Below are 22,064 nucleotides of genomic sequence, written 5' to 3' on the forward strand. Positions count from 1 at the left end.
TGTGGCACCAAGGACAAGCTTTGCCTTTAAAGAGGACGGAAAAACCAATACCAGCCACTATGGAAACAAAAAAAGCGAGTTCTGCGCAGCCACGCAAACCCGCTCCTAACCATCCGTGGAGATCCACGGTAAACACCATAACTAACCATAGCACAAAACAAAGCTCATTCCAAGATGCTATGTATTCACAGCATAGCAGCTATTCGGAGACCTCCTGGTGAAGCAGGAGGCTCCAACGAATAAAGTGACATTTTCATAGCACAGTTAAGGTGACATTTTCACAGACGATTGACACCCTATTTTTCTTCTATTTTTCCTTCTATTTTCTTCTATATTTTCTTCTATACTTTTTTGCAAAGACTTTTTCACAAAAGCTCTTCAGGCTGAATGATCCCGCTCATTCCAGGTTAGTCTACAAATTACACAGGCTCATCTCCTTCTCTCACCCTCCATCTACGCTAATTGTGTAAATCTAAAGACAGATCACATTATAATTACTTATAATTAAATTATAGTCCAATGCACGATCATCCATAAGCGAAGGAGTTGTGAGAATATGAAGTTATTTGCTACCGATTTAGATGGAACATTGTTGAATCGAGATAGCCAAATCAGCCGCGAGAATGCAGCTGCTATTCAGAAGGCGCAGCAGGCTGGAATGAAGGTAGCGATTGCGACCGGACGTGTGTATTCAGATGTTGTCGCGATCAGCCGTCAAGGCGGAGTCAAAACCCCGATTATCGGATCCAACGGCGCGACCATTCATGATGAGAACGGAGAACGATTATTCCATCTCACACTGGATCGTGAAACGGCAGCCTCTGTCATGCAATGGCTGGAAGATCAGGATATTTACTATGAAGCTTCAACGCAGATGGGCATCTACGCCGCAATCAGCACGCACGAAACGATGCTCGCGGAGCTGGAACGTATCCTGGGCTCAAAACCCGGCGAGCATATAGAGCGTATGGTCCTTTCGTTCAAAAAATATCACGACAAAAAAAACTGTCACCGCGTGAGCAGCCATCTTGCAATTCCAGCAGAAGCATACATTTATAATATTATGGCCTTCTCGATGAACCCTGAAAAGCTTCGGCTTGGACGCGAATACTTTTCCTCCAGAACCGATGTTGCGATGGTTGTCTCCTTTGAGCATAACTTCGAAATGCAGCACCCGGATGTATCCAAGGGCAACGCCCTCTCTAAACTGGCGGAGCACTTGAACATTTCGATGAAAGAGACCGCAGCTATTGGCGATAACTTTAATGATGTTTCCATGCTGCTTATGGCTGGGCTGGGTATCGCTATGGGCAATGCTGAACCTGAGATCCGCGCCTTGGCCAAAGCGATAACACGCACCAACGTTGAGCATGGCGTTGCTTATGCAATCCACAGCTTGCTGGAAGGCAAACCTATTGCTCCGACAGAAACAATTGTCTCGGCGGAAGGCCAGTAAAAGGGAAGTAAAGTAAAATCAAGCACAGTCTCGTGAGCCGAGGCTGGGCTTGGCTGGGTTTTGATTTATTTCTCTGCTCGAAAATTCTTGCCTTGTCTCTCCCCAAGCCCGTAATAGTGACGGAAATTATAGATCAACGGATGCCATTTCTCCGGATCAATCCTGTTGGCCTCCGAGATCAGATGGATATGGGCGTGCACTTTCAAGGCCTTTACTTCTACAATCGCCATAAACCGCGTGTGCTCTGGGGTTCGTATATGTTGTACAGCCGCTTCAATCTGAAGCGGACATTCAGCGATTCTATCAGGTGCTACCTGAACTGAGCGTTGAGATGTCAGGCCAGCCGCAGTAAATTTATCCTGGCAAAACGTATATCCCATCTCCCTTTTATTTTCCGGCACGGGGTAACTTCCCGTCGTTCGCCCCAGCGCTTCAACCTTTCCCCACATGGAGGCATCCGGCAGATTAATCACACATTCAGGATGTTGACACAGGTTCTCATAAGCTTTGCCTTGCACACCCATCCCCAGCACCAGACAGTCTCCCAGCGCCCAGGATGAAGAAAGCGGAGAAAGGTTGGTGGACCCGTCTTTATTCAATGTACTCAGAATGATAACAGGTGTGCCATAGTATAAAATACTTGGATTAATGGACTGATGCATATCGTTACTCATCTTGCACCTCTTCTGTTAGGAGATTGAATTCAAATTTAATTGTAATACAGCATTAGTTCAGCTATCATCGAAATATGAATGCATATCCCAATATCACTGTTATCGCTTCACTAATCGCTGATGCAAGCCGCTCTACAATTCTTTCAGCTTTGCTGGATGGACGCGCATTACCTGCAGGAGAGCTAGCCTATATGGCAGGTGTCAGCCCACAGACAGCAAGTAATCACCTCGCTAAACTTGTAGCCGGGGGACTACTGAAAGTAGAACAGCAAGGTCGTCATCGCTATTATCGTCTAGCAAGTCAGGAAGTCGCTGATCTGATAGAGAAAATGGCCAGTATTGCTCCACCGGCACAGATACGCTCATTAAAGCAATCCAATCAACTGCAGCAATTAAGTTATGCACGCACCTGTTACGGTCATCTGGCCGGGAAACTCGGGACTTCACTCTGTGAAGCCTTGCTTAAGAAAGGTTATTTGGTTGAGCCGGAACAGGCGCTAAGTAAGGATTATCTAATCACGGAGAAAGGAATGCAGTGGTTTACGGCATTTGGGATCAAGCTTCCATTAAAGTCGGGATCACGCCGGGCCATCGCCCGCAAGTGCCTGGACTGGAGCGAACGCCGTCATCACCTGTCCGGTTTGCTTGGCGAGCAGCTCGTTCATCGCTTACTCGAACTGAACTGGATTCGTCAAAAGGCAGGAAGTCGTTCTGTCGAAGTCACCGAGGCTGGGAAGTCAGGCTTGTACGAGGTGTTGGATATTTCGCTGTAACAAGTTCACGTTAAAAAATCAAAAATTGCTCCGACGAACCCTCCTTCTGAGGGCTCTCATCCCTATACATAAAGAAGCCCCCGGCAAGCCGGAGGGCTTCTAGTTGTAGTTGGTTCTATACGGAGAGAGAGGGATTCGAACCCTCGCACCGCTTACGCAGTCTAACCCCTTAGCAGAGGGTCCCCTTATAGCCACTTGGGTATCTCTCCAAGAAAGTGGCTCCCCGAACAGGACTCGAACCTGTGACAACTCGATTAACAGTCGAGTGCTCTACCAACTGAGCTATCAGGGAACGCTAGAACAAGTTTTAATTTATCACGTTTCTGTAATGAAGTCAAGAATCGCCCTACTGCGTTGTCCTGCTGTGTTGCCCTGCTGCGTGTGTGTCGCCGTGTGTCGCCCCGCTGTGAAATCGCCCCTCATTTGCCGCTAATATTCAATCCATGAAAAAAATTTATCGTTTTAGTAAATACCTCTTGCAACATTCCATTTTTCCATTAAAATAAATTTAACGTTAAAATAAATTTAACGATCTCTACAAGTAAAATAAAGGAGCTGAATCGCAATGACAGAACAGGCACACGCTTTACCTAACAGGCAAAAATGGGCCATCATTCTTGAAAACAAGTCATTTATGGTTCTTCTTGCCGCTCGTGTAATTACCCGGTTTGGAGATTCCATTGATTCGATCGCTTACAGCTGGATGGTCTATTTGCTAACCGGTTCCAAGCTGATGATGGGCACTCTTTTCGCGCTGAATTTCGTACCCAATCTAGCCCTAAGCTTCTTTAGCGGAGCGTTGGTAGATCGTTGGTCCAAGCGTCAGGTCCTACTCATCACTCACATCGGCCGGGGACTCATCGTCATCCTCACAGCAACTCTCTATGCAACCTCCCTGCTGAAGCCATGGCATCTCTATATCCTGACCTTATTGACCTCCACCTTGGAATGCTTTGCCTCGCCTGCTGAAATATCATTGGTTCCAAGGCTGCTGGCGAAAGAGAAGCTCCTTGTCGGAAATTCGCTCAGCACATCCATTACCCGGATTGCCGAGCTGGTCGGAATGGCTGCTGCAGGCGGAATTATCGCTATCGCCGGTGTATCCGGAGCCATGCTTGTTGACGGAGCAGCCTTTCTCTCCGCCGCCCTGCTGGTCAGATTCATTTCATTGGCTGAGAAGCCCGGAGAAAGCGCCGGGAAGGAGGGATCAAGCCGCAATTTGCTTCAAGAGACAAGAGAAGGAATTGTATTTATGTTTCGCCAAAAAACGATTTTGACCATCGTAATCATCGCGGCATTCTCTAATTTCTGCCTCTCCCCCTTCAATGTACTGGGCCCCGCCTTCATCGCCGAGATTCTTGAGCAAGGACCGACCGGCTTAAGCATCATGAGCGCCTCCTTGGTCGGCGGTATGGCTGTCAGCGGTCTGTGGCTGGCCCGTAAAGGCAATACCTACCGAAAAAGCGTACTCATTCTCACAGGCTATACCCTGCTTGGCGTTAATTATGCCCTGCTCTATCTTCCCGGCTTTCTGCCTGTTCTTTCAATCGCTGCCGCTTCCTTGTTCAGTTTCGGGATGGGCGCAGCCATCTCCTTGATCAGCACACCTGCGACAACCTACTTCATGGAAAATGTGCCGCAAGAAATGCTCGGCCGGGTTGGGGCCATTTACACGATGATCTGCACCTGCGCTATTCCGTTGGGAAGCCTGCTCGCCGGTGCATTAGGAGATGTGCTCCGAACGGATCTCATCTATCTCGGATTCGGCATTCTGCTGATCATCCCGGCGCTATTGCTGCCAAGATTCCGCAGCTTCATGTCTCTATAGCTGCTGCGCCAAACAGGATCATGTGCTTTGTACGCCTGAGCCATGATGCGATATAATAGAGACAAAAATGCTTAGGAGCACCCCTTTATGATCGAGCTTAAAACCCTGGAAGAAATCCGCATCTACTCGGATCCTTATCGTATTCAGATTCTAAATGCTTTTCATAAATTTGGACGTCCCGCTACGGTCAAAGAAATTGCCGATACGATGGGACAGGTGCCTGCAAAGGTTCATTATCACGTCAAGAAGCTGGAAAGCATTGGACTTCTTACGCTGGTAGATACGAAGCTGATCAATGGGATAACCGCTAAATACTATAAAGCTTATGAGGGATCAGTAAAGATCAAGAAGAGCGAGATCGACGAGACGGTCCATCAAGTATTTCAATCCGAGACAACGAAGCTGCTCAGCAATTTGTACGATGAGAATAAAAGACGTTTTTTACAGGCCAATCAGCAAAAAGAATCTCATGGAAGAATTACGAACACCGAGCTGCAGTTAACCGAGGAAGAGTTCGAGGAGTTGAACCAGCTTATTGTTGATTTTTGCCAAGCGCATGAGCGTAAAGACCGAACTGGAGATCAGGATACCTACGAGATGTTTTTTTCCATTACGAAAATCCCGCATGACATGCTGCCCGGACAAAATAAATAAGAACCGTCATCTCCTCCGCAGGAAATCCGGTTCTTATATTTACTTCGATTCAATACATCCTGCTTCGTCTTTGTGGTTCTCGTTCTCAGGTCATGATTGGCAAACGGGCTTCTGCTGAGCAGCGGGTCGCGTCTGCCTTCGCGCACGGCTTTGAGCCGCTTCTTACTTGCATTTGATCTGGACACCTTGCATCTCTCCTTTAGGCTATTGCATATTTCCTTATTTCTTTCATTATATCATACCGGTTCCTTCAATTTATATTGCTTTAGACTGCCGCTGCACTTCCCGCAGCGGTATTTCCGCGTATCCACCTTCCGCTTCCTGGGATAAGTCATTCCGCACGCTTCACAGATTAAGTGATAGCGATAGGGCAAGGTGCGCCGCGTTGAAGCCCCGGGCAAAGACTGACAATACCGGCTCCCCCCTACCTTTGCAAGCAGCGCCTTGAACTCGGGATCGCGGTGGCGATATCCCCTTTTCGCCAAGTGAAGATGGTAATGACACAGCTCATGCTTGATGATCCGCTCCACTTCATCCCGTCCGAAATTGTCCAGCTGCGCGGGATTAATCTCAATATCATGACTCTTCATAAAATATCTGCCGCCCGTCGTCCGCAGCCGCGAATTGAACCGGGCACGATGGCGAAACGCCATGCCAAAGCTATTCAGCGATATTTGTTCTACCCAGGTCTGAAGCTCGGCATCGTTCATTCTCCAGCCCCCCATTTTCTCCAATGTACTTGAATTTTAACTTCCCCTTAGGCTACACTGTCAAGTAGAATCCGATAGATAAAGGAGATTTCAACTAATGGCTCTTATGAGATACGTTATTTTGCAGCGGGAGCAAGACCTTGTCTTTGTGGAAATGCCTCGAGAATATGCTTACCAGCTTAGCGCCCTCAATCTGCGTCTGAACAAGGAAGTGGGCAAGCTCACCGCAGACAATGTCCCTGTTCTTCCACTTGCCGTTGCCGAGTGTGAGGAGCTTGACCTGCTTCAGGAATCGCTAGTGATACGAAGCGGACTGGAATACGTTCAAGAGCTGGAGTCCGCCTTCTCCGCGCTTAAAGAAGAGAACTATCCGCTGATTTCTCTGCTCACCGAGATTCGCGCGCTTCAGGCCCAACTGGAGCAATGGTATGAAGAAGAATTCGCCTAGCTGAAGCATGAACGTAACATTCAGCATCCGGACTGCGAGTAGCCCCGTGTAGGTAGGGGTTATGCAGGCCGGATTTTTTTATTCAGACCCATAAAGGACTTGCACGTTCTGGGGAGATGCCCCATACCCTATCCATACGAGGAGTTACCGAGGAGGAGATACGCTTGCCAAATTGGCTCAGTCATCAGATTATGCGTGCCTTTCACAAGAGAGACCGCCGTCAAATTCGTTTGCTTAATGACTGTTGGTTTTTTTATTATAATCGGCAATATTCCCAGGATAAGAACGCGCAATAAGTCCATAGAAGCAAACAGGTCAGCCCCTCCATGGGAGGGGATTTCCCCCTTGCCTGTTAATCCGGCCGACGCATGGTCAAGCCTACTCTCCCCTTCTTCACATCCACATTCAGCACCCATACGGTCACATTATCTCCGACGGATACGACATCCATCGGATGCTTGACGTAACCGTTGCTAAGCTGCGAGATATGAACCAGCCCATCGTTTTTGATGCCGATATCCACAAAGGCGCCAAAATCGATGACATTCCGTACGGTACCATGCAGTTCCATCCCCGGCGTCAAATCCTCAATCTTTAACACGTCGGTACGGAAGATCGGCAGCGGCAGCTCTTCCCGCGGATCGCGGCCCGGACGCTGCAAGCTCTCCACAATGTCGCGCAAGGTTGGCACCCCAACGTCCAGCCTTGCAGCCAGTTCACTCACATCAAGCGCTGCTAACCTTTCGTTAAGCTCCCTGGTCCCTAGCTGATCCAACGCAACGCCTAATTCATTAAACAAGCGGTTGACCACATCATAGGATTCCGGATGGATTGGCGTGCGATCCAGCGGATTCTCCCCATCGGCAATCCGCAGGAAGCCAACACACTGTTCAAACGTCTTGGCCCCCAGGCGAGGAACCTTCTGCAACTGCTTCCGGCTGCGGAACCGCCCATTCTCTTCCCTGAACTTCACGATATTCTTCGCCGTCGTTGCATTCACCCCGGACACATATCCCAGCAAGGCCGGAGAAGCCGTATTGACATCGACACCAACGTGGTTTACTGCGGATTCCACCACATGGGTCAGGCTTCCATCCAGTTGCTTCTGGGACACATCATGCTGGTATTGGCCTACGCCAATTGCTTTAGGTTCAATCTTGACCAGCTCGGCGAGGGGGTCCTGAAGCCGCCGGGCAATGGAAACAGCGCTGCGCTCTGCCACATCCAGATCAGGGAATTCCTCCTGGGCTAGCTTGGAAGCCGAATACACGCTTGCTCCCGCCTCGTTAACGATCAGATAAGCCAGCTCCCCTCCCCGGTCCTTACGCTCTGCGATGACCTCAGCCACGAACTGCTCAGTCTCACGCGAAGCAGTACCGTTGCCGATGACCACCAGTTCTACCCCGTACTTATCGATCAATTCATGAAATTTGACCGCCGCCTCACGTTTTTTATTATTCGGTGGCGTAGGATAAGTTACGGCCACTTCCAGCAGCTTACCGGTATCATCAACTACCGCCAGCTTGCAGCCTGTCCGATAAGCCGGATCAACGCCCAGCACGCTTTTGCCCCGGATAGGCGCCTGTAATAGCAGGCTTCGCAGGTTCCCGGCAAATATCGTAATCGCCTGAGCCTCTGCCTTCTCGGTCAGCTCGCCACGCACCTCCCGCTCGATGGAGGGAGCAATCAGTCGTTTATAAGCATCTTCTGCCACGGCCTGCAAGATGGCTTGAGTGGCTGACTGTCCGCGGATAATCCGGCCCTGTATATAACGACAAATAGCTTCGGCATCTACCTCCAGCTCTACCTTTAACACATTCTCCCGTTCACCACGATTCATGGCAAGAATCCGGTGCGAAGGCATCTTCTTGGCCGCTTCCCGGTAATTGTAATACATCTCGTATACGGATTCCTCTTCCGGAGTCTTCGCCTCCGACACCATCATGCCGTGATCCATCGTATACTGGCGGACCCAGGTGCGAATCGCAGCTTCATCAGCCATTCGCTCGGCCACGATATCCATCGCCCCTTGAAGCGCCTCCTCAGGCGTCTCCACCCCATCCTTCTGACCGGCAGATACGGTATACTTCGCTGACTCGGCCAGCGGATCTCCCTGCTTGGGTTGCGACAAAAGCCATTCGGCCAACGGCTCCAGCCCTTTCTCCTTAGCAACGCTAGCCCGTGTCTTCCGCTTCTGTCGATACGGACGATAAAGGTCTTCAACTTCCTGCAGTTTGACTGACCGGTTAATCGCTGCCGCCAAATCCTCCGTCAGCTTGCCTTGCTCCTCAATGATTCGCAGAACCTCTTGCTTCCGCTCCTCCAAATTCCTTAAATACTGGGTCCGTTCTTCAATATCGCGCAGTTGATTTTCATCCAGCTCACCGGTCATTTCCTTACGGTACCGGGCAATGAATGGAATGGTATTGCCTTCATCCAGCAACCCTACAGTCGTGCGCACCTGCTTGAGCGATAACCCCAGCTCCTTGGCAATCTGAGCAATCAGCCGTTCCTGTCCGCCCTCACTGGCATGCTTGGCCTTGCTCTTCTCTGCTACTCCGCCCATCTCCGAATTCACCAATGCAATCCCTCTTTCATCAGAAGTTCCTATGCCTTTTATTATCACAAACTTCAGCTTGATTTGCCAGCTTCCCCCGCGCCCTCTGGCGAACAGCTTAAAAAGAAACAAGCACCGCGCCTCAGGCGACGATGCTTGTTCTTTTTCACACCCATACAAATGGTTTAGAAGTTACTGTACGTTTCAGTCGACGAATAGGCCATCAACAAAATAAAGCCAAATAATAAAATTATTCCGTATAACACGGTTCCGATGATACCGCAGACGAGCCCTGCAATACCAAGGCCTTTGCCTTGTTCATTCGTCCGTTTGATTTCCCTGAACGAAAGCGACGATAGCACGATGGCGATGATCCCCAAAATAAAGCCGAAATAAGGAATGATAACCGACAGAATACCAAGCACCAGTGAAGCAATCGACTTCCCGTTCGTTTTAGCCGGAGCAGGCGGCATTGACGGTGGGTATTGATCAAAGCTTGAATAAGAATAAGGTGTGTTCGATGGACGTTGATCCATTAAAAAGGTCCTCCCCAACAATGCAATACTTGCAGCATTTTTTTCTATTTTTCCTGATCTCACATTTATTGTACTTGATCAAGGCGAAGGATGCCATGACTATTTTGGCCTGCCGCATAATAAGCTAGGAATGAACCTCTCCCTCATAAGGCAGTTCAGGCTATTGCCTAAAAAAGAGCACGCCGGATCATTATCATTCCGGAGTGCTCTTGGCTTGCAGCAAAAAAACACATAACAGCTAAAAATCAATTAAACCGAGACTGATCAAGAGTGCCTCATGTACCTTCTTCATCGTCTCATCGTCCAAATGGGTAATTTTATCCGTTAGTCTTTGTTTGTCGATCGTGCGTATTTGCTCCAGCAAAATGACGGAATCCCTGTCAAAACCATGTGTAGCCGCTTCAATCTCAACATGGGTCGGCAATTTTGCCTTCTGGATTTGCGCCGTAATAGCAGCAACAATAGCCGTTGGGCTAAATCGATTGCCGATATCATTCTGGATGATGAGCACCGGTCTAACCCCGCCCTGCTCGGAACCCACTACAGGGGAGAGGTCTGCAAAAAATACGTCGCCGCGCTTTACGATCAATGTTTACACCCCGCTCACTAGGCGGTCCAGAGTGATGTCTGCATCTTCCTCCGCATGGAACGCTTCAGAGGCCATGGACAAATTAATTTTTGCCATCTCCATATATCCCCGCTGCATCGATTCCCGAATAAACCGCTTCTTGCGTTCGTTCAGATACAGCTTCATGGCCTGCCTGATCAACTCGCTGCGGTTGGAATTCTCCATCGCAACGATGCCATCCACTTCTTGCAAAAGATGATCCGGCAAACTGATCATAATTCTTTTAGTATTGTGCATATTGGCCATCTTGACTTCCACCCCCGAAACCTTGTCGCCCTATTCCCTGATATCCAGTATAGCATTATTCAAGGAAATATATACAAAAGAAATATATGCCTGAAGTATATCAAGTATGCTGCATTTTATTATAAACGTAAATCTCAATGCCGTACATACCTGATCATTTCCATCTCTTGTATTCGATAGACTTACCAAGAATTCCTTCATTCGGGAATAAAAGTTTTGTCACAAGATCCCTTTGCCTTGCTGCTGTCAAAGCAGCGGGTTCAACATAAAGTCCGGTTCGCCCTTTCGCTTGTAAACCCTAGGGACCCGATGGGCCAACATACAGATCAGCTCGTAATGGATCGTTCCCAGTGCGGAGGCCAGCTCCCCGGCGGTGATTTCTTCTCCGGCTTGCTGGCCGATGAGCACAACCTCCTCGCCGGCTTGAATTACTTCAGCTTCCTCAGCCAAAGCTTGAAGCGAAACCATACATTGGTCCATGCAAATTGTTCCGACTACAGGGACGCGGCGGCCGCGTATCAGAACTTGCGCCTTGCCGCTTAGCATTCGCGAATAACCGTCGGCATACCCGATCGGGAGTGTAGCAATGCGTTCCTTCCCTTGAGTGATATACCGCGCGCCATAGCTGATTGCCGAATGAGGCGGCAGCGTCTTGACCCGGACGGCCTCCGTCTTCAGCGAGAGCACCGGTGTAAGTCGAACCTGGTCCCGGCGAACCTGCTCTGACGGATATAGACCATATAAAGCGATGCCGATACGGACCATTTGCTGCGACAATTCCGGCAAATCAATGGCAATCGCGCTGTTACCCGTATGTATGATCGGGATATGAATTTCATGCTCCCGCAGCGCGTCCACCACGCCCTGAAACCGGTGAAACTGTTCCAAAGTATAGCTTTTGTCTTCCTCATCCGCAGTAGCAAAATGGGTGAACATCCCTTCCACTTCCGCCTGCGGCACCTGCATGACCTCGCGTACGAAAGCGACTGCCTCTTGACCAGGCAACAGTCCGACGCGTCCCATCCCGGAGTCAATCTTGATATGAACCTTCAACTTATGCGCAAACTCGGCAGGGTTCAACTCCTTTATAGCCTCAAGCACATCCTCACTGAATACATTCAGCGTAATGTCCTGTTCCCAGGCCGCGCGTACACCATGAGGGGGCGTGTAGCCCAGGACTAGAATAGGCAACTTGATCCCGGCCTTTCGGAGCTCCAGCGCCTCGTCCAGAAAAGCTACGCTGAGATAGTCTGCGCCTGCTCGCTCCATTTCCAGAGCTACCGGCACCGCTCCATGTCCATAAGCATTAGCTTTCACACAAGCCAGCATTTTCATGTTCGCCGGTTGTCTTCTGCGAAGCTCCTCAAAATTTCCCCGAAGCAGGTCCAAATCAATTTCCGCATGGGTAGGTCGATACTTCACTTGCACTTCTAGGTCACCTTCTCCAAAGATTGAGAGTCGAAATATTCTGTGTAATACATTTATGGTAATGGCCCGCGATGCGACTGTCAATTCTGCATGACGATGGACCTATGAGTGCGTGTTCAAAAAGTTATCCGGTGTGAAAACCTGACTTTTTGAACTACCTCTCTATGAAAAAGGGGCGAATAGACGGGTCGGACAAGGGAAGATCCTTGCCCGAACATCCGCAATCCGCCCATTCTTCATTATTTACCCGTTTGATCCTGCATAGAAGCGGCTATTTTAATCATTTCGGTCACGGGCAAGTCCTCACTGGCGATTCTGAATTCCAGGCCATCCACCGTCCAGGTCAAGGTTTGCAGGGCATCTCCCGTAAGAAGACCCACCGTAAAGCCCATATCAACGACTTCTCCCGGTACCAATGAGGCGGTACGGTCAGGAGAATGAGATTCAGTCAAGGTGAACTGGTATGTACCGCCATATCGTAGCAACACCGTGCTACGCCCCTCATTTTCCAGAACAGTATCATCCTCATAAAGCACTCCGTCCGGCAGGTAGGTCGGAACAATGACCCCAAACGGCTCGATCGAAGCTGAATCTGCCTTGTCTCCCGGTGTTGCCATTTCTCCTGTAGTCGCTTCACTTTCGTCCACGTTCCCCGCTGCAGCATCTGCCGGAGTTTTTTCGACCAGCATGCCATTCTCGTCTACCTCCAGCAATGTCCCTTGGGATTGCTCCGCGGCAGCATCCAGATTGTGCTGCATATCGAAGGACTTCTCATCAAATTTGGCATCAAAGTCAAAGCTATCGAATTTCACTTCAACAACGACCTTCGCTTCGGCATCCGACACTTGAACCTGCTTCGGCGCATAATTGTCTTTGGCCAACCAGATCTTCTGACGCACCAAGGCATGCGTGTTGTAGTTGGCAGCCACCTCGAAAATGTAGCTATCCTTGTCGCTCTCAAATTGACGCGAGCTGTCGCTGAGAATGCTGCGAGCCAGCGTTTGGTACAGGTAAACCTGACCCTGGTTCTCCGGCCAATCGCTTTGGAAGCGGAAGCTCTTGTTAAGACTTGGCGTCAGCACATACACACCTTGGTCATTGCGGAGCACGATTTGGGTAATATCCTTCTGCGCATTAGTCAAAGCAATCCGATAAAAAGAAGGATTCTGATACCATACTTCTACTTTGTACTCCTGAGGCTTGTCACCCGTATAAAGCGTCATCGTACCTGAGCCTTGATAGCTCTCCAACTGGGCAACCGTTTTGTCCAAATCCTTGACGACGCCGTTGGCGTCCTTTTTCCCGCATGCAGCCAACACCAGGCTCGTAATTATCACGATGGTCAGCATCCACGTGAAGCGGCGCATGAGATCATCCCCTCTGCAGTTTGATTTCTAAACTGATACATGTCTATGTGGGAACTTGGCCGATTATGCAGACTGGCCCTCCTTGACATAAGACAAGTTGCGGATGTATTTCACCCTGCCGCAAATGCAGTTTACCGGGAACGCTATTGCACCTGTAAAAATAGCCATGATATGTTTAACTCGCCGCAGGTACAACCTGAAAAGTTCAATCCATCAACACCCGAGGAGTGAATCCTTTGAAGCTGATCATCGATCAATCCCTCAACCACGAGGACATTGAAATCACGATTAAATGCAAGCTGGTCGACGCCGAGCTGGAGAAGCTCATCGCCCAGATCCGCTTGTACGGATTTTCCATCACCGGTAAAAAGGACGGTGCCACCTACCCGCTGCACCTCGGATGTGTTGAAAATCAAGCCAAAGTGCGATGAAGAACTCGTTACCCTATTGAAAGGACAAGCAATATCGGATGAGAAGGACTGCTTGGTGCTGGAATGATTGTTGTTTTGGTCGACGCGGCTGCTTGGTGCTGGAATGATTCCGTTTGGTCGACGCGGCTGCTTGGTGCTGTGCTGGTTGTTACTCTGATGGACGCAGCTAACCTGTCCTTCGGGTAGGCATGCAGCGTTTAATATAGTGTGGACCGTTCGGCACTCAGTGTGAGATGGGCAGCCTGTATGAATATAGTAGCAACTAACTGCTAACGGGATTTTCTCCTGTTAATTTGCTCTTTTCCGCTCCAAAATTTATATTATATGGAAAAAATCCCTATAATTAGGCCATTTAGAGCAGAAAACCTCTTGACCCGTTAAATTATAGGGATGAATTCCATATAATCACTTATTTTAAAGAAAAAACCATGATTTATAGGGAGATTTTCCATCTAGATAGTTTTACTTTATTACTGCAAGACAAATGATTTAGGTAGGCCATATTTATGTAGCCATTGCATGCTTTCCTGGTTTCTCTGATCTTCATACTTGTCCTCTAACCCATGCTTTCCTTCAGGGTAAAGAACAAGCTTCACGGTTTTTCCCGCTTCTTCCATATCCTTTGCAAAATCCTCAACAGTTTGCCAAATAAGACTTTCATCCGCGGTTCCTTGCAGCAAAAGAACTGGAGCCTGAATGTCGGGGATGCGATCCAGAATGGAATAATCACCCTTTGAATCTGGATCAAAGTTGATCAACGTATACCTCACATAACCAGCCGTCTTCCTGTTCTCTTCTACAATTTCAGGTGAATTCACATCCGGGTGCTCATCTAACCAACGCAAATTAACATCCCAACCCACAAAAGGACTTACGCCAACCACAGATTGTACATCCTGCCGCTCGGACGCTAGCCTTAAAGCCACGCCCCCTCCCATTGAAGCGCCTATTAGGTAAACCGAATCCTTTTTCACTTGCCCGGTAGACATCGCCATTTTAATTGCATTATCCGCATCCCGCGTGTTCTCCGCAATGCCCTGCACATGACCCTCGCTTTCCAAATAACCACGATAAAGCGGGTACAAATAGACTACCTCATCACTCATATATTTAAAACCAAAGGTAAATCCAAAATCGTAATGAGCAAGCTCGTTGCGTTCAAGAGCATATCCCCCATGAAGATGCACAACGAGCGGATATTTCCCAGAAGCCTTGGGAACGGTCATATACGCCATAACTTTAATACCATCACTTTTATAAAATACTTTGTAAATATCTATATTTGGATTCTGACCAGGTATTTCTATTAATTCTTTAGAAATAATTTCTACGTCGCTATCTGGTGGGGGAGCCTCGCCTGTCTGACAGCCAGATAGTGTAGCTGTAACTAAGATAAATATAACCAGTGTTGTAAGGAATAATCTATTTCTATTTGTAAATATATATCTTGCACTCACATACACACCCCATTTATCTAAATATCAATTTAGAACATATCCAGACTGATGTAAGCGATACATTTTAGCATAATGCTGGTTTAATTCCATTAACATCTCATGACTGCCTTGCTCTACAAGCTTACCATTTTCCAACCTGCAAAACTTCCTTATGTATTCCCTTTTTCTAATTCAATCCAAAAACTTATATACACTTCATCTACTAACCACATAGAACTATTTTCATCATATACGAGAGTAACATTATTGGTTCAAAGCCCTTAGAATTTAAAGGATAGCAATTTGCATATTTCACATTTTGATTATCAATGAGTCTGACAGAATATAACTTTACTCCCCGTTCAAAATAGAATCCATGTGATACATCAGCAGGCGGGTGATTTGCTGTTTGTCCAGACGCTTCGGGTTCATGAGCGCATGCAGGGCAATGCCGTCGATCAAGGCGTACAGCCGCTCGACTTCCATGGCCTGGTCAATGCCTTGCCGGAGCAGTCCGTTCTCCTCCATATAGGCAATCAGCTTGCCAATCAGCATATAAATTCCGTCCTGATGGGGATCAAAGCTGTCTTGCTTGTGCCTGAAATAAGCCGTAAAGGCCATCCAAACCTCCATCTCCGCCCGGGTCTCCTCACGGGTTGGCACAATCTCCAGCAAGATGCGCAGCAGCTTGTCCTTCGGCTTCAGGTCCTGTGCAAAAAGCTCCCCAATGCGCACTGCCGCCTTCGCCTTCACCAATTCCATCGCATAGCGCAGCAGTTCGTCCTGAGTGGTGAAATCATGTCGCAGGGCGCCGGGAGACAATCCCGCCTCTTTGGCAATATTGCGTACGGTAGCCCCCTCCATACCCTGCTCCAGTATCACACGCCAGGTCGCTTCCGCAATCCTTTGTTTTCTTAGGTTATGATCTACTATTTTTGGCATAGCTCCAGTGTACCAATCATTTCTATAGAATACAATTATTTTAATACAGTTGTATTATTAAAATCGAAATGCTACAATTACCTTCAATTCTTACAAAAAGGCTGGAGGTGCTCCATGAATTTTGTTGCCTGGATGATTATCGCTTGTGAAATCGCTTTTTGGGTAGTGATTGCGGCAGGACTAATCGTCCGTTACATGCTTAAGCAACCTAAGCTGGGTTTATTCCTGCTGGCATTAACTCCGGTCATCGATTTACTCTTGCTCATCATTACCGGGGTGGATCTCTACAATGGAGCCGTCGCCACCACCGCCCACGCACTTGCCGCAGTATACATCGGCGTATCCATCGCCTTTGGCAAATCCATGATCGCTTGGGCAGATCGCTGGTTTCGCTACCTGATGACCAAACAGGAAGAAGCCAAGCCGCCGAAGCGGTATGGCCGGGAATATGCACGGCATGAATTAAAAGGCTTCCTGCGCCATCTGCTCTCCTTTCTGATTGGAGCGGGGCTGCTGGCTGCTATGATTTATTGGATCCATGATTCTGCAAGAACGGCAGCCCTGGACGGTATGTTGCGCCTTTGGTCCGTTGTACTAATCATTGATTTTGTCATCATGATTTCAGCTTTCCTATGGCCTAAACAGGATAAAAACAAACCAGGCCGGGATTAATTCCGGCCTGGCAATGGATACTGCCTTCTCTCTTCTTTTATCCATTCATGAAGCTTCTGTCAGTGCTTCCTGAGCGCCAGCCTTTTCACCCAACTTCAGATGACGGTGGCTCAGCAGCAGAAATGGCACCCCAAAAGCTGTTGTCAGCGCAATAACCGCGAAGATCAGTAAGCCGGACGATACGCCAAGCCCATCCAGAAGAAATCCCCCAAGCAACGGAGCCAGTACGTTTCCTAAATTGGTGAAGCCAAACATGCCGAAGTAAGTGCCCCGCAAATCCGTTGGTGCAATTTGATCTATCAACACATCGGTCATTGTAAACATCAAAACTTCCCCCACGGTGAATATCACCACGCCCAGCAGAAATGCCCATACCGAATCGGCTATGCCGAACCATAGCAAGCTTGCCGCCACGCAAGCATTCCCCACAACCAATGGGACGATCGGCGAGAAGCGGCTGGCCAGCTTGACCAGTGGGAACTGAACAATCAACACCACTACAGCGTTCAGCGACAGCATATACCCAAACAATTCAGCTCCGTTCGTCAAGCTTGGCGTCATCTCCAGATATTGGGCCAACGTCGAGCTGAAATGCCCGTAGCCCAACACACAAAAGATCATCCCCAGCAGCACGTAGATAAACGTACGATCACGCCCGGTAACCTGCATCGCTCCCTTTAAGGTCAGATGCTCACCCGCATCGGCTTTAACGTTGCCAACCTCCTTATGCCCCATAAATTGAACAAGCAGCACAAAGCCATAAATCAGGTACACGGCCCCGGCAAAATAAAAGGCCAAACCCGATTCCGATACTCCCATCTGGAGTCCAAGCAAGGGGCCTACTACTACGCCCAGATTGATAGCCGCGTACCTCAGGTTAAATACGAGCATTTTGCTCTCTTGCGGCGTAATATCGGCCAGAAGCGCCCGCGATGTCGGTTCAAACAAAGCTCGGCATAACCCGTTTAGAGCATTCATCACAAAGAATATCCAGATTTGGTTCGCTAGTCCAAAGCCAACGAACACCAGCACCCAGCCGAAAATGGATATATATAAGACGGTCTTGCGTCCGATAACATCCGAGATATAACCTCCGTAAAAACTGGCAAACACCCCGATTAACGAGCTGACGGCAACTACAATCCCTGTCTCTGACGGCGAAGCGCCCAGGGATTTGATCAAATAAATAGATAGGAATGGAATACTCATGGACGAGGCCATTCGGCCAAAAATAGTGCCGATGATAATTGTCCAAGATAGGGGGTGAATGTTCCTGAGATGTGCGTTCATAGCTTCGCCTTCTTTTCACGATAATTGCAAACTGTTCTTCCTAATCTACCGGACCGAACACATGTTTGTCAATACCAAAAAATGCATCCTGCGGAGTGATTTCATTTCCCGTGCATCGGAATTGGTGTAATATAGATCAGTATTATTGAAGATCGATTTTTTATTCAGGGGGCTTTATCACAGTGAAATCCAATCCATCCACCTTGCAAAAAAAATTGCTGCCCCGCCATATCAGCTTCATGGCTATGGGTGGCGTCATCGGTACCGGCATCTTTAAGGGAAGCGCCGAGACGGTAGGACTAGCCGGCCCGGGTGTCATCTTCTCCTATGCCTTTGCCGGATTGCTGCTGCTTGTCGTTATGGGTGCCATCGCCGAAATGGCTACCGTGTACCCGGGACAAAATATGAAGGATTTCATTCGCAGAGCCTTCGGCGAGCGTATCTCTTTTATCCTCGGTTGGCTATATTGCTTCATGTGGCTGGCCGTTTGCGTCATCGAGGTCATTGCTGCAGGCAGCTTCCTGCAATTCTGGCTGCCGGGTATCCCGCTGTGGGTGCTTAGTCTTGCCAGTGCCGGCTTTATTCTTGCCGTGAACATGATGAGCGTTGCTGGCTACGGCGAGTTCGAGTTCTGGCTCGCCGGCATCAAGATAGCCATGATTGTAGTGTTCATCGGCCTTGGCGCAGCTATGCTATTCGGGCTTATCCCCGGGGCGCAAACCCTGTTCCCGCACAACTATACCGATTACGGAGGCTTCTTCCCGAACGGCTGGAGAGCCATCTTCTCGGCACTTCTGGTGGTGATGTTCTCCTATGGGGGTTCCGAATTGATCGGTCTCACCTTGTCTGAGGCGCAGGATGCCGAGAAGGTGCTGCCTAGAGTGGTTAAAAGCTTTATCCTTCGGGTGGTGCTGTTCTACACTCTGCCGATCCTGATTATTTGCGGTCTGGTGCCATGGAACAGTCTTAATGAAGACACCAGCCCATTCGTGCAAGTGTTGACATCGGCTGGACTCCAGGGAGCCGCTCATCTGATGAACTTTATTCTGATTACAGCCGTGTTGTCCGCTGCCAATTCCGGCATTTATGGAGCCACGCGCATGCTGTATTCGATGGCTACGGGAGGAGAAGCTCCGGCTTCACTCGCCAAGATTTCCTCCAAGGGTGTGCCCATTAATAGCTTGAAGCTGAGCGGCACGGTGTTGATATTGGGCTCTATGCTGGCTTATCTGAACCAAGCCGGATTATTCAGGCTGCTGATGGCCGTGCCAGGATTCGTTGTACTGCTCGTCTGGATTGCCATCTGCTTGTCCCAGCTTAAGCTGCGCAGGAGTTACCCTGCCGAACCAAGCTTCAAGGTATGGGGATACCCTTATATCACAAGTATCACCGTATGTGCCTTGTCCGTTATTGCCTTGCTTTTCTTATTTGACTCGCAGAACCGGATCAGCATCGGTGTATGCCTGGCCGTACTGGCGCTGCTGACCGTGTGGTCCATGGCTCGCTTTCGCCCCGCTGGAGGTCGCAGAAGCTAAGCACTTATCTGTTATTCACCTGTTTTCACCTGTTCCTCCCTCATGCCCGCACATGTTACAATATGAACAGGAGACTACACATTTGGTGAAAACTTGGGGGAAATCATGGAGCTTCAGGCAATAACCGAACTTCAGCTGAACAAGCCATCTTTACGCAACCGGATTACTGGACGTATCCGGGAAGCTTACCAATATGATACCGCCTTCTGGCGATCCGCTGCTGCCGGCCCTTGGGGGGCCGGCATGTTCGCATCTATTCTGCTGGCCTGGGGAATGCCCACCGGATTCGGTACGGCAGCCGACATGCTGATCTTTATGCTGGCAGGGACACTGGGCATGTTCCTGACCGCTCATCTTGCTGCCCTCCTGCTGGCTCTGATGGATGTACCTATCCCCCGCTTGTTTACGGGAATGATTATTTTTGATGGAGTCACCGTCTTTATCATGTTTGAACACAATGGGTTGTCCTTGACGGCCGCAGCCGTCATCGCCGCCATCGTTGCCGGTGCGGGACTTGTGCTTGGCCTGACAGCGGGAGCACTGGCTAGCAGGCGGATTCGGCTTCGCTATAAGGCCGTATTTGTTGTCCTGATCGCCATTCTTACCCTTACGGCCGCAGCACGGCCCGGAAACTTGATCGACCCTATGGAACAAGCCGACTCTGCACAGAACAACGCTAATGCTCCAGGACAGATGGATATGGATCTTCCTGACCTGAGCAGCCAGACCGCCAACCCGTCGGAGCCTGGAGCCTATAAAATAGCGGCCTTTACCTACGGGAGTGGCGAAGATTTGCGCCGCCCCGAATTTGGTGAGGAGGTATCTCTTCTCTCTTCTACGGTGGATGCTTCTTCTCTCATTCAGAAATGGCCTAAACTCCGCACAACCTATTGGGGGTTCGATCAGCATAGCTTGCCGCTGAACGGAAGAGTGTGGATGCCCAAGGCTACCGCAGAAGACACAGCTTCAAGCTCAGATGCCTATCCTTTAGTGCTCATCGTGCATGGCAATCATCTCATGGAAGACTATTCGGACGACGGTTACGCTTATCTCGGAGAACTGCTGGCCAGTCGAGGATTCGCAGCCGTGTCTTTGGATGAGAACTTCTTGAATTATTCCGTATGGACCGGGATTCCCGACAACGATATGAAGGCCCGGGCCTGGCTGGTGCTGAAGCATTTACAACAAATCGGCCAATTTGCCGCAGAACCCGGCACCCCCTTTTATCAATCGATTGATTTCTCGCGCATCGGGCTGGTTGGACATTCCCGCGGCGGGCAGGCCATAGCCATGGCTGCGGATTATCATAATTGGTTCGCAGGTGACAACGAGCTTATCTCGGATCTCGCCGCATACGATATCAAGTCCCTGGCCGCTATTGCCCCAACCGATAAGAAGGTAGATGATAAATATACCCGGCTGCGCGATATCAATTATTTAACCCTGCAAGGAGCCAGGGACGGGGATGTTACCGATTTTGACGGAGATCGCCAGTATATGCGGACCAGCTACTCCACAGGCGCCAAGCAATTCAAGGCATCCCTGTATGTGGCTGATGCCAATCACAGCCAGTTCAATACCCGTTGGGGCAGTCGGGACGTCAGTTATCCGAAGGGCATCCTGCTCCGACGCGACAGTCTGTTATCCCCTGGAGAGCAGCGACGCATAGCGGAAGTCTACATCACTGCTTTTATGGAAGAAACATTGTCATCGTCAAGCCGCTTATCTTTTGCAACTTCCGGCTTTTCATATCTGCCCTTGTTTGAGGATTACCGCTCAGGACGTTCCTGGCTGCCGGATACGGAATACTATAGTCGGTTTGAAAGTGGGAATTTTACCGCCTGGACTCGCTATGAAGAGGATCGGGAACGAGCCACGCTCCCTAACGGAGGTGAAGCCGAAGCCAGCGGCCTGAACTGGAGGGAAGAGGATGCCAAAAATCGAAAAAACAACAACAAGCCAAGCCGCGGGGTTGTACTGGAGCGTCGCGCAAGCTTGGATGCATCATCGGCCTACACGTTAAGCTGGCCTCAGGGCGCTCCGGCCCCCCAGCTGCCGCAATGGCTCGCCTTCTCGCTAACCGACCGCAGCTTCGAGCTGGAGACGAAGGATTCTCCAAAGGCAGCCCTTGCGTCCGGCGCACTCAAGCTCGACGTCGAATTAGTGGACGGCAACGGGGCCGCTGCGCGCCTGCCATTAAGCAGCTTCCGGGATAGCCTGGCCCTGCCCGTGACCCAATTTACAATTCATTCCTGGCTGGAGCGGCATCTCTCCTCCGGCAAATACAAGCATCCGACGGAAGCCGTGTTTCAGACCTACCGCTTATCATTCAAGGCCTTTGCCTCCGTCGTGCCAAAATTTGATGTCTCCAGCGGCATCCGCAAGTTAACCTTTCACCTCAGCGGAAGCAGCGGCAAGATCATGCTCGACGATATCGGCGTATACTGATTAAC

At 49.5% G+C, this 22,064-nt stretch carries 22 protein-coding genes, 2 tRNA genes and 1 pseudogene; 12 read left to right on the plus strand and 13 right to left on the minus strand.

Features of this window, described 5'->3' with window-relative positions; translation table 11 throughout:
- Nucleotides 1-221 (plus strand): annotated as a pseudogene (locus C557_RS25765) (ISNCY family transposase); the annotation flags it as partial.
- A gap of 335 nt (nt 222-556) precedes the next feature.
- Nucleotides 557-1,456, plus strand: coding sequence for a Cof-type HAD-IIB family hydrolase (locus C557_RS23040; protein WP_018750955.1), 900 nt, complete (start codon nt 557-559; stop codon nt 1,454-1,456).
- 65 nt (nt 1,457-1,521) lie between these two features.
- Here C557_RS23040 and C557_RS0106105 read toward each other — a convergent pair whose 3' ends face one another.
- On the minus strand, nt 1,522-2,130 hold the full coding sequence (locus C557_RS0106105; protein WP_018750956.1) for a flavin reductase family protein: 609 nt from the start codon (nt 2,128-2,130) through the stop codon (nt 1,522-1,524).
- Nucleotides 2,131-2,204: 74 nt separating this feature from the next.
- Here C557_RS0106105 and C557_RS0106110 point away from each other — a divergent pair, with 74 nt between their 5' ends.
- Nucleotides 2,205-2,903 (plus strand): ArsR/SmtB family transcription factor, encoded by a 699-nt coding sequence (locus C557_RS0106110; protein ID WP_026263325.1) that lies wholly within the window; start codon nt 2,205-2,207, stop codon nt 2,901-2,903.
- Nucleotides 2,904-3,023: 120 nt separating this feature from the next.
- Here the strand turns inward: C557_RS0106110 and C557_RS0106115 are convergent.
- Nucleotides 3,024-3,112, minus strand: a tRNA-Ser gene (locus tag C557_RS0106115).
- Between the two features lie 7 nt (nt 3,113-3,119).
- Nucleotides 3,120-3,195 (minus strand) — tRNA-Asn (locus C557_RS0106120).
- A 273-nt stretch (nt 3,196-3,468) separates the two neighbouring features.
- Here C557_RS0106120 and C557_RS0106125 point away from each other — a divergent pair.
- A complete protein-coding gene (locus C557_RS0106125; protein WP_018750958.1) occupies nt 3,469-4,731 on the plus strand; it encodes an MFS transporter in 1,263 nt (420 codons plus the stop codon).
- Between the two features lie 87 nt (nt 4,732-4,818).
- Nucleotides 4,819-5,385, plus strand: a complete 567-nt coding sequence (locus C557_RS0106130; protein WP_018750959.1) for a helix-turn-helix domain-containing protein — start codon at nt 4,819-4,821, stop codon at nt 5,383-5,385.
- A 236-nt stretch (nt 5,386-5,621) separates the two neighbouring features.
- Here the strand turns inward: C557_RS0106130 and C557_RS0106135 are convergent, their stop codons facing one another.
- Nucleotides 5,622-6,095, minus strand: coding sequence for a SprT family protein (locus tag C557_RS0106135; RefSeq protein WP_018750960.1), 474 nt, complete (start codon nt 6,093-6,095; stop codon nt 5,622-5,624).
- A gap of 97 nt (nt 6,096-6,192) precedes the next feature.
- On the opposite strand from C557_RS0106135, the gene C557_RS0106140 reads away from it, so the two are divergent.
- Together C557_RS0106140 and cmpA are read left to right on the plus strand one after the other, a co-directional pair.
- Nucleotides 6,193-6,543 (plus strand): hypothetical protein, encoded by a 351-nt coding sequence (locus C557_RS0106140; protein ID WP_018750961.1) that lies wholly within the window; start codon nt 6,193-6,195, stop codon nt 6,541-6,543.
- Between the two features lie 164 nt (nt 6,544-6,707).
- The gene (gene cmpA / locus C557_RS24685) at nt 6,708-6,839 is read left to right on the plus strand and encodes a cortex morphogenetic protein CmpA (protein ID WP_085979050.1); all 132 of its coding nucleotides are present in this window, start codon (nt 6,708-6,710) and stop codon (nt 6,837-6,839) included.
- 56 nt (nt 6,840-6,895) lie between these two features.
- On the opposite strand, the gene C557_RS0106150 is transcribed toward cmpA, so the two are convergent.
- From C557_RS0106150 to C557_RS0106175, 6 genes are all read right to left on the minus strand, one after another.
- Entirely contained in the window at nt 6,896-9,109 is a 2,214-nt protein-coding gene (locus C557_RS0106150) for a Tex family protein (RefSeq protein WP_051082423.1), read from the minus strand.
- Nucleotides 9,110-9,285: 176 nt separating this feature from the next.
- On the minus strand, nt 9,286-9,636 hold the full coding sequence (locus C557_RS0106155; RefSeq protein WP_018750964.1) for a DUF4190 domain-containing protein: 351 nt from the start codon (nt 9,634-9,636) through the stop codon (nt 9,286-9,288).
- A gap of 238 nt (nt 9,637-9,874) precedes the next feature.
- Nucleotides 9,875-10,225, minus strand: coding sequence for a type II toxin-antitoxin system PemK/MazF family toxin (locus C557_RS0106160; protein ID WP_018750965.1), 351 nt, complete (start codon nt 10,223-10,225; stop codon nt 9,875-9,877).
- A gap of 3 nt (nt 10,226-10,228) precedes the next feature.
- Complete coding sequence (locus C557_RS0106165; protein WP_018750966.1) at nt 10,229-10,510, minus strand: CopG family ribbon-helix-helix protein; 282 nt, start codon at nt 10,508-10,510, stop codon at nt 10,229-10,231.
- A 246-nt stretch (nt 10,511-10,756) separates the two neighbouring features.
- Nucleotides 10,757-11,938 carry an alanine racemase gene (gene alr / locus C557_RS0106170; protein ID WP_018750967.1) on the minus strand — a complete coding sequence of 394 codons (1,182 nt, stop codon included), beginning with the start codon at nt 11,936-11,938 and terminating at the stop codon, nt 10,757-10,759.
- 239 nt (nt 11,939-12,177) lie between these two features.
- Nucleotides 12,178-13,305 carry an outer membrane lipoprotein-sorting protein gene (locus tag C557_RS0106175; protein WP_018750968.1) on the minus strand — a complete coding sequence of 376 codons (1,128 nt, stop codon included), beginning with the start codon at nt 13,303-13,305 and terminating at the stop codon, nt 12,178-12,180.
- 236 nt (nt 13,306-13,541) lie between these two features.
- Between C557_RS0106175 and C557_RS23045 the strand changes: the two genes are divergently transcribed.
- Both C557_RS23045 and C557_RS25555 read left to right on the plus strand, forming a co-directional pair.
- The gene (locus C557_RS23045; protein ID WP_018750969.1) at nt 13,542-13,736 is read left to right on the plus strand and encodes a hypothetical protein; all 195 of its coding nucleotides are present in this window, start codon (nt 13,542-13,544) and stop codon (nt 13,734-13,736) included.
- 63 nt (nt 13,737-13,799) lie between these two features.
- A complete protein-coding gene (locus tag C557_RS25555) occupies nt 13,800-13,922 on the plus strand; it encodes a hypothetical protein (protein WP_018750970.1) in 123 nt (40 codons plus the stop codon).
- A gap of 284 nt (nt 13,923-14,206) precedes the next feature.
- Here C557_RS25555 and C557_RS0106190 read toward each other — a convergent pair whose 3' ends face one another.
- Entirely contained in the window at nt 14,207-15,193 is a 987-nt protein-coding gene (locus C557_RS0106190; RefSeq protein ID WP_154656167.1) for an alpha/beta hydrolase family protein, read from the minus strand.
- 330 nt (nt 15,194-15,523) lie between these two features.
- Nucleotides 15,524-16,114 carry a TetR/AcrR family transcriptional regulator gene (locus C557_RS0106195; protein ID WP_026263327.1) on the minus strand — a complete coding sequence of 197 codons (591 nt, stop codon included), beginning with the start codon at nt 16,112-16,114 and terminating at the stop codon, nt 15,524-15,526.
- A gap of 114 nt (nt 16,115-16,228) precedes the next feature.
- Here C557_RS0106195 and C557_RS0106200 point away from each other — a divergent pair, with 114 nt between their 5' ends.
- Nucleotides 16,229-16,786, plus strand: coding sequence for a hypothetical protein (locus C557_RS0106200; RefSeq protein WP_018750973.1), 558 nt, complete (start codon nt 16,229-16,231; stop codon nt 16,784-16,786).
- Nucleotides 16,787-16,831: 45 nt separating this feature from the next.
- Here the strand turns inward: C557_RS0106200 and C557_RS0106205 are convergent, their stop codons facing one another.
- The gene (locus tag C557_RS0106205) at nt 16,832-18,076 is read right to left on the minus strand and encodes an MDR family MFS transporter (RefSeq protein ID WP_018750974.1); all 1,245 of its coding nucleotides are present in this window, start codon (nt 18,074-18,076) and stop codon (nt 16,832-16,834) included.
- 182 nt (nt 18,077-18,258) lie between these two features.
- Here C557_RS0106205 and C557_RS0106210 point away from each other — a divergent pair, with 182 nt between their 5' ends.
- Nucleotides 18,259-19,611 (plus strand): amino acid permease, encoded by a 1,353-nt coding sequence (locus C557_RS0106210; RefSeq protein ID WP_018750975.1) that lies wholly within the window; start codon nt 18,259-18,261, stop codon nt 19,609-19,611.
- A gap of 105 nt (nt 19,612-19,716) precedes the next feature.
- The gene (locus tag C557_RS0106215) at nt 19,717-22,059 is read left to right on the plus strand and encodes an alpha/beta hydrolase (protein ID WP_018750976.1); all 2,343 of its coding nucleotides are present in this window, start codon (nt 19,717-19,719) and stop codon (nt 22,057-22,059) included.
- Nucleotides 22,060-22,064 lie beyond the last annotated feature (5 nt).

The organism is Paenibacillus sanguinis 2301083 = DSM 16941, assembly GCF_000374825.1.
In the GTDB taxonomy this organism is placed as follows: domain Bacteria; phylum Bacillota; class Bacilli; order Paenibacillales; family Paenibacillaceae; genus Fontibacillus; species Fontibacillus sanguinis.

Coding starts and splice junctions, on each gene's coding strand:
- C557_RS23040 (WP_018750955.1), top strand. CDS start 557: ATGAAGTTATTTGCTACCGATTTAGATGGAACATTGTTGAATCGAGAT.
- C557_RS0106105 (WP_018750956.1), bottom strand. CDS start 2,130: ATGAGTAACGATATGCATCAGTCCATTAATCCAAGTATTTTATACTAT.
- C557_RS0106110 (WP_026263325.1), top strand. CDS start 2,205: ATGAATGCATATCCCAATATCACTGTTATCGCTTCACTAATCGCTGAT.
- C557_RS0106125 (WP_018750958.1), top strand. CDS start 3,469: ATGACAGAACAGGCACACGCTTTACCTAACAGGCAAAAATGGGCCATC.
- C557_RS0106130 (WP_018750959.1), top strand. CDS start 4,819: ATGATCGAGCTTAAAACCCTGGAAGAAATCCGCATCTACTCGGATCCT.
- C557_RS0106135 (WP_018750960.1), bottom strand. CDS start 6,095: ATGAACGATGCCGAGCTTCAGACCTGGGTAGAACAAATATCGCTGAAT.
- C557_RS0106140 (WP_018750961.1), top strand. CDS start 6,193: ATGGCTCTTATGAGATACGTTATTTTGCAGCGGGAGCAAGACCTTGTC.
- C557_RS0106150 (WP_051082423.1), bottom strand. CDS start 9,109: ATGGGCGGAGTAGCAGAGAAGAGCAAGGCCAAGCATGCCAGTGAGGGC.
- C557_RS0106155 (WP_018750964.1), bottom strand. CDS start 9,636: ATGGATCAACGTCCATCGAACACACCTTATTCTTATTCAAGCTTTGAT.
- C557_RS0106165 (WP_018750966.1), bottom strand. CDS start 10,510: ATGGCCAATATGCACAATACTAAAAGAATTATGATCAGTTTGCCGGAT.
- C557_RS0106175 (WP_018750968.1), bottom strand. CDS start 13,305: ATGCGCCGCTTCACGTGGATGCTGACCATCGTGATAATTACGAGCCTG.
- C557_RS25555 (WP_018750970.1), top strand. CDS start 13,800: ATGATTGTTGTTTTGGTCGACGCGGCTGCTTGGTGCTGGAATGATTCC.
- C557_RS0106195 (WP_026263327.1), bottom strand. CDS start 16,114: ATGCCAAAAATAGTAGATCATAACCTAAGAAAACAAAGGATTGCGGAA.
- C557_RS0106200 (WP_018750973.1), top strand. CDS start 16,229: ATGAATTTTGTTGCCTGGATGATTATCGCTTGTGAAATCGCTTTTTGG.
- C557_RS0106205 (WP_018750974.1), bottom strand. CDS start 18,076: ATGAACGCACATCTCAGGAACATTCACCCCCTATCTTGGACAATTATC.
- C557_RS0106215 (WP_018750976.1), top strand. CDS start 19,717: ATGGAGCTTCAGGCAATAACCGAACTTCAGCTGAACAAGCCATCTTTA.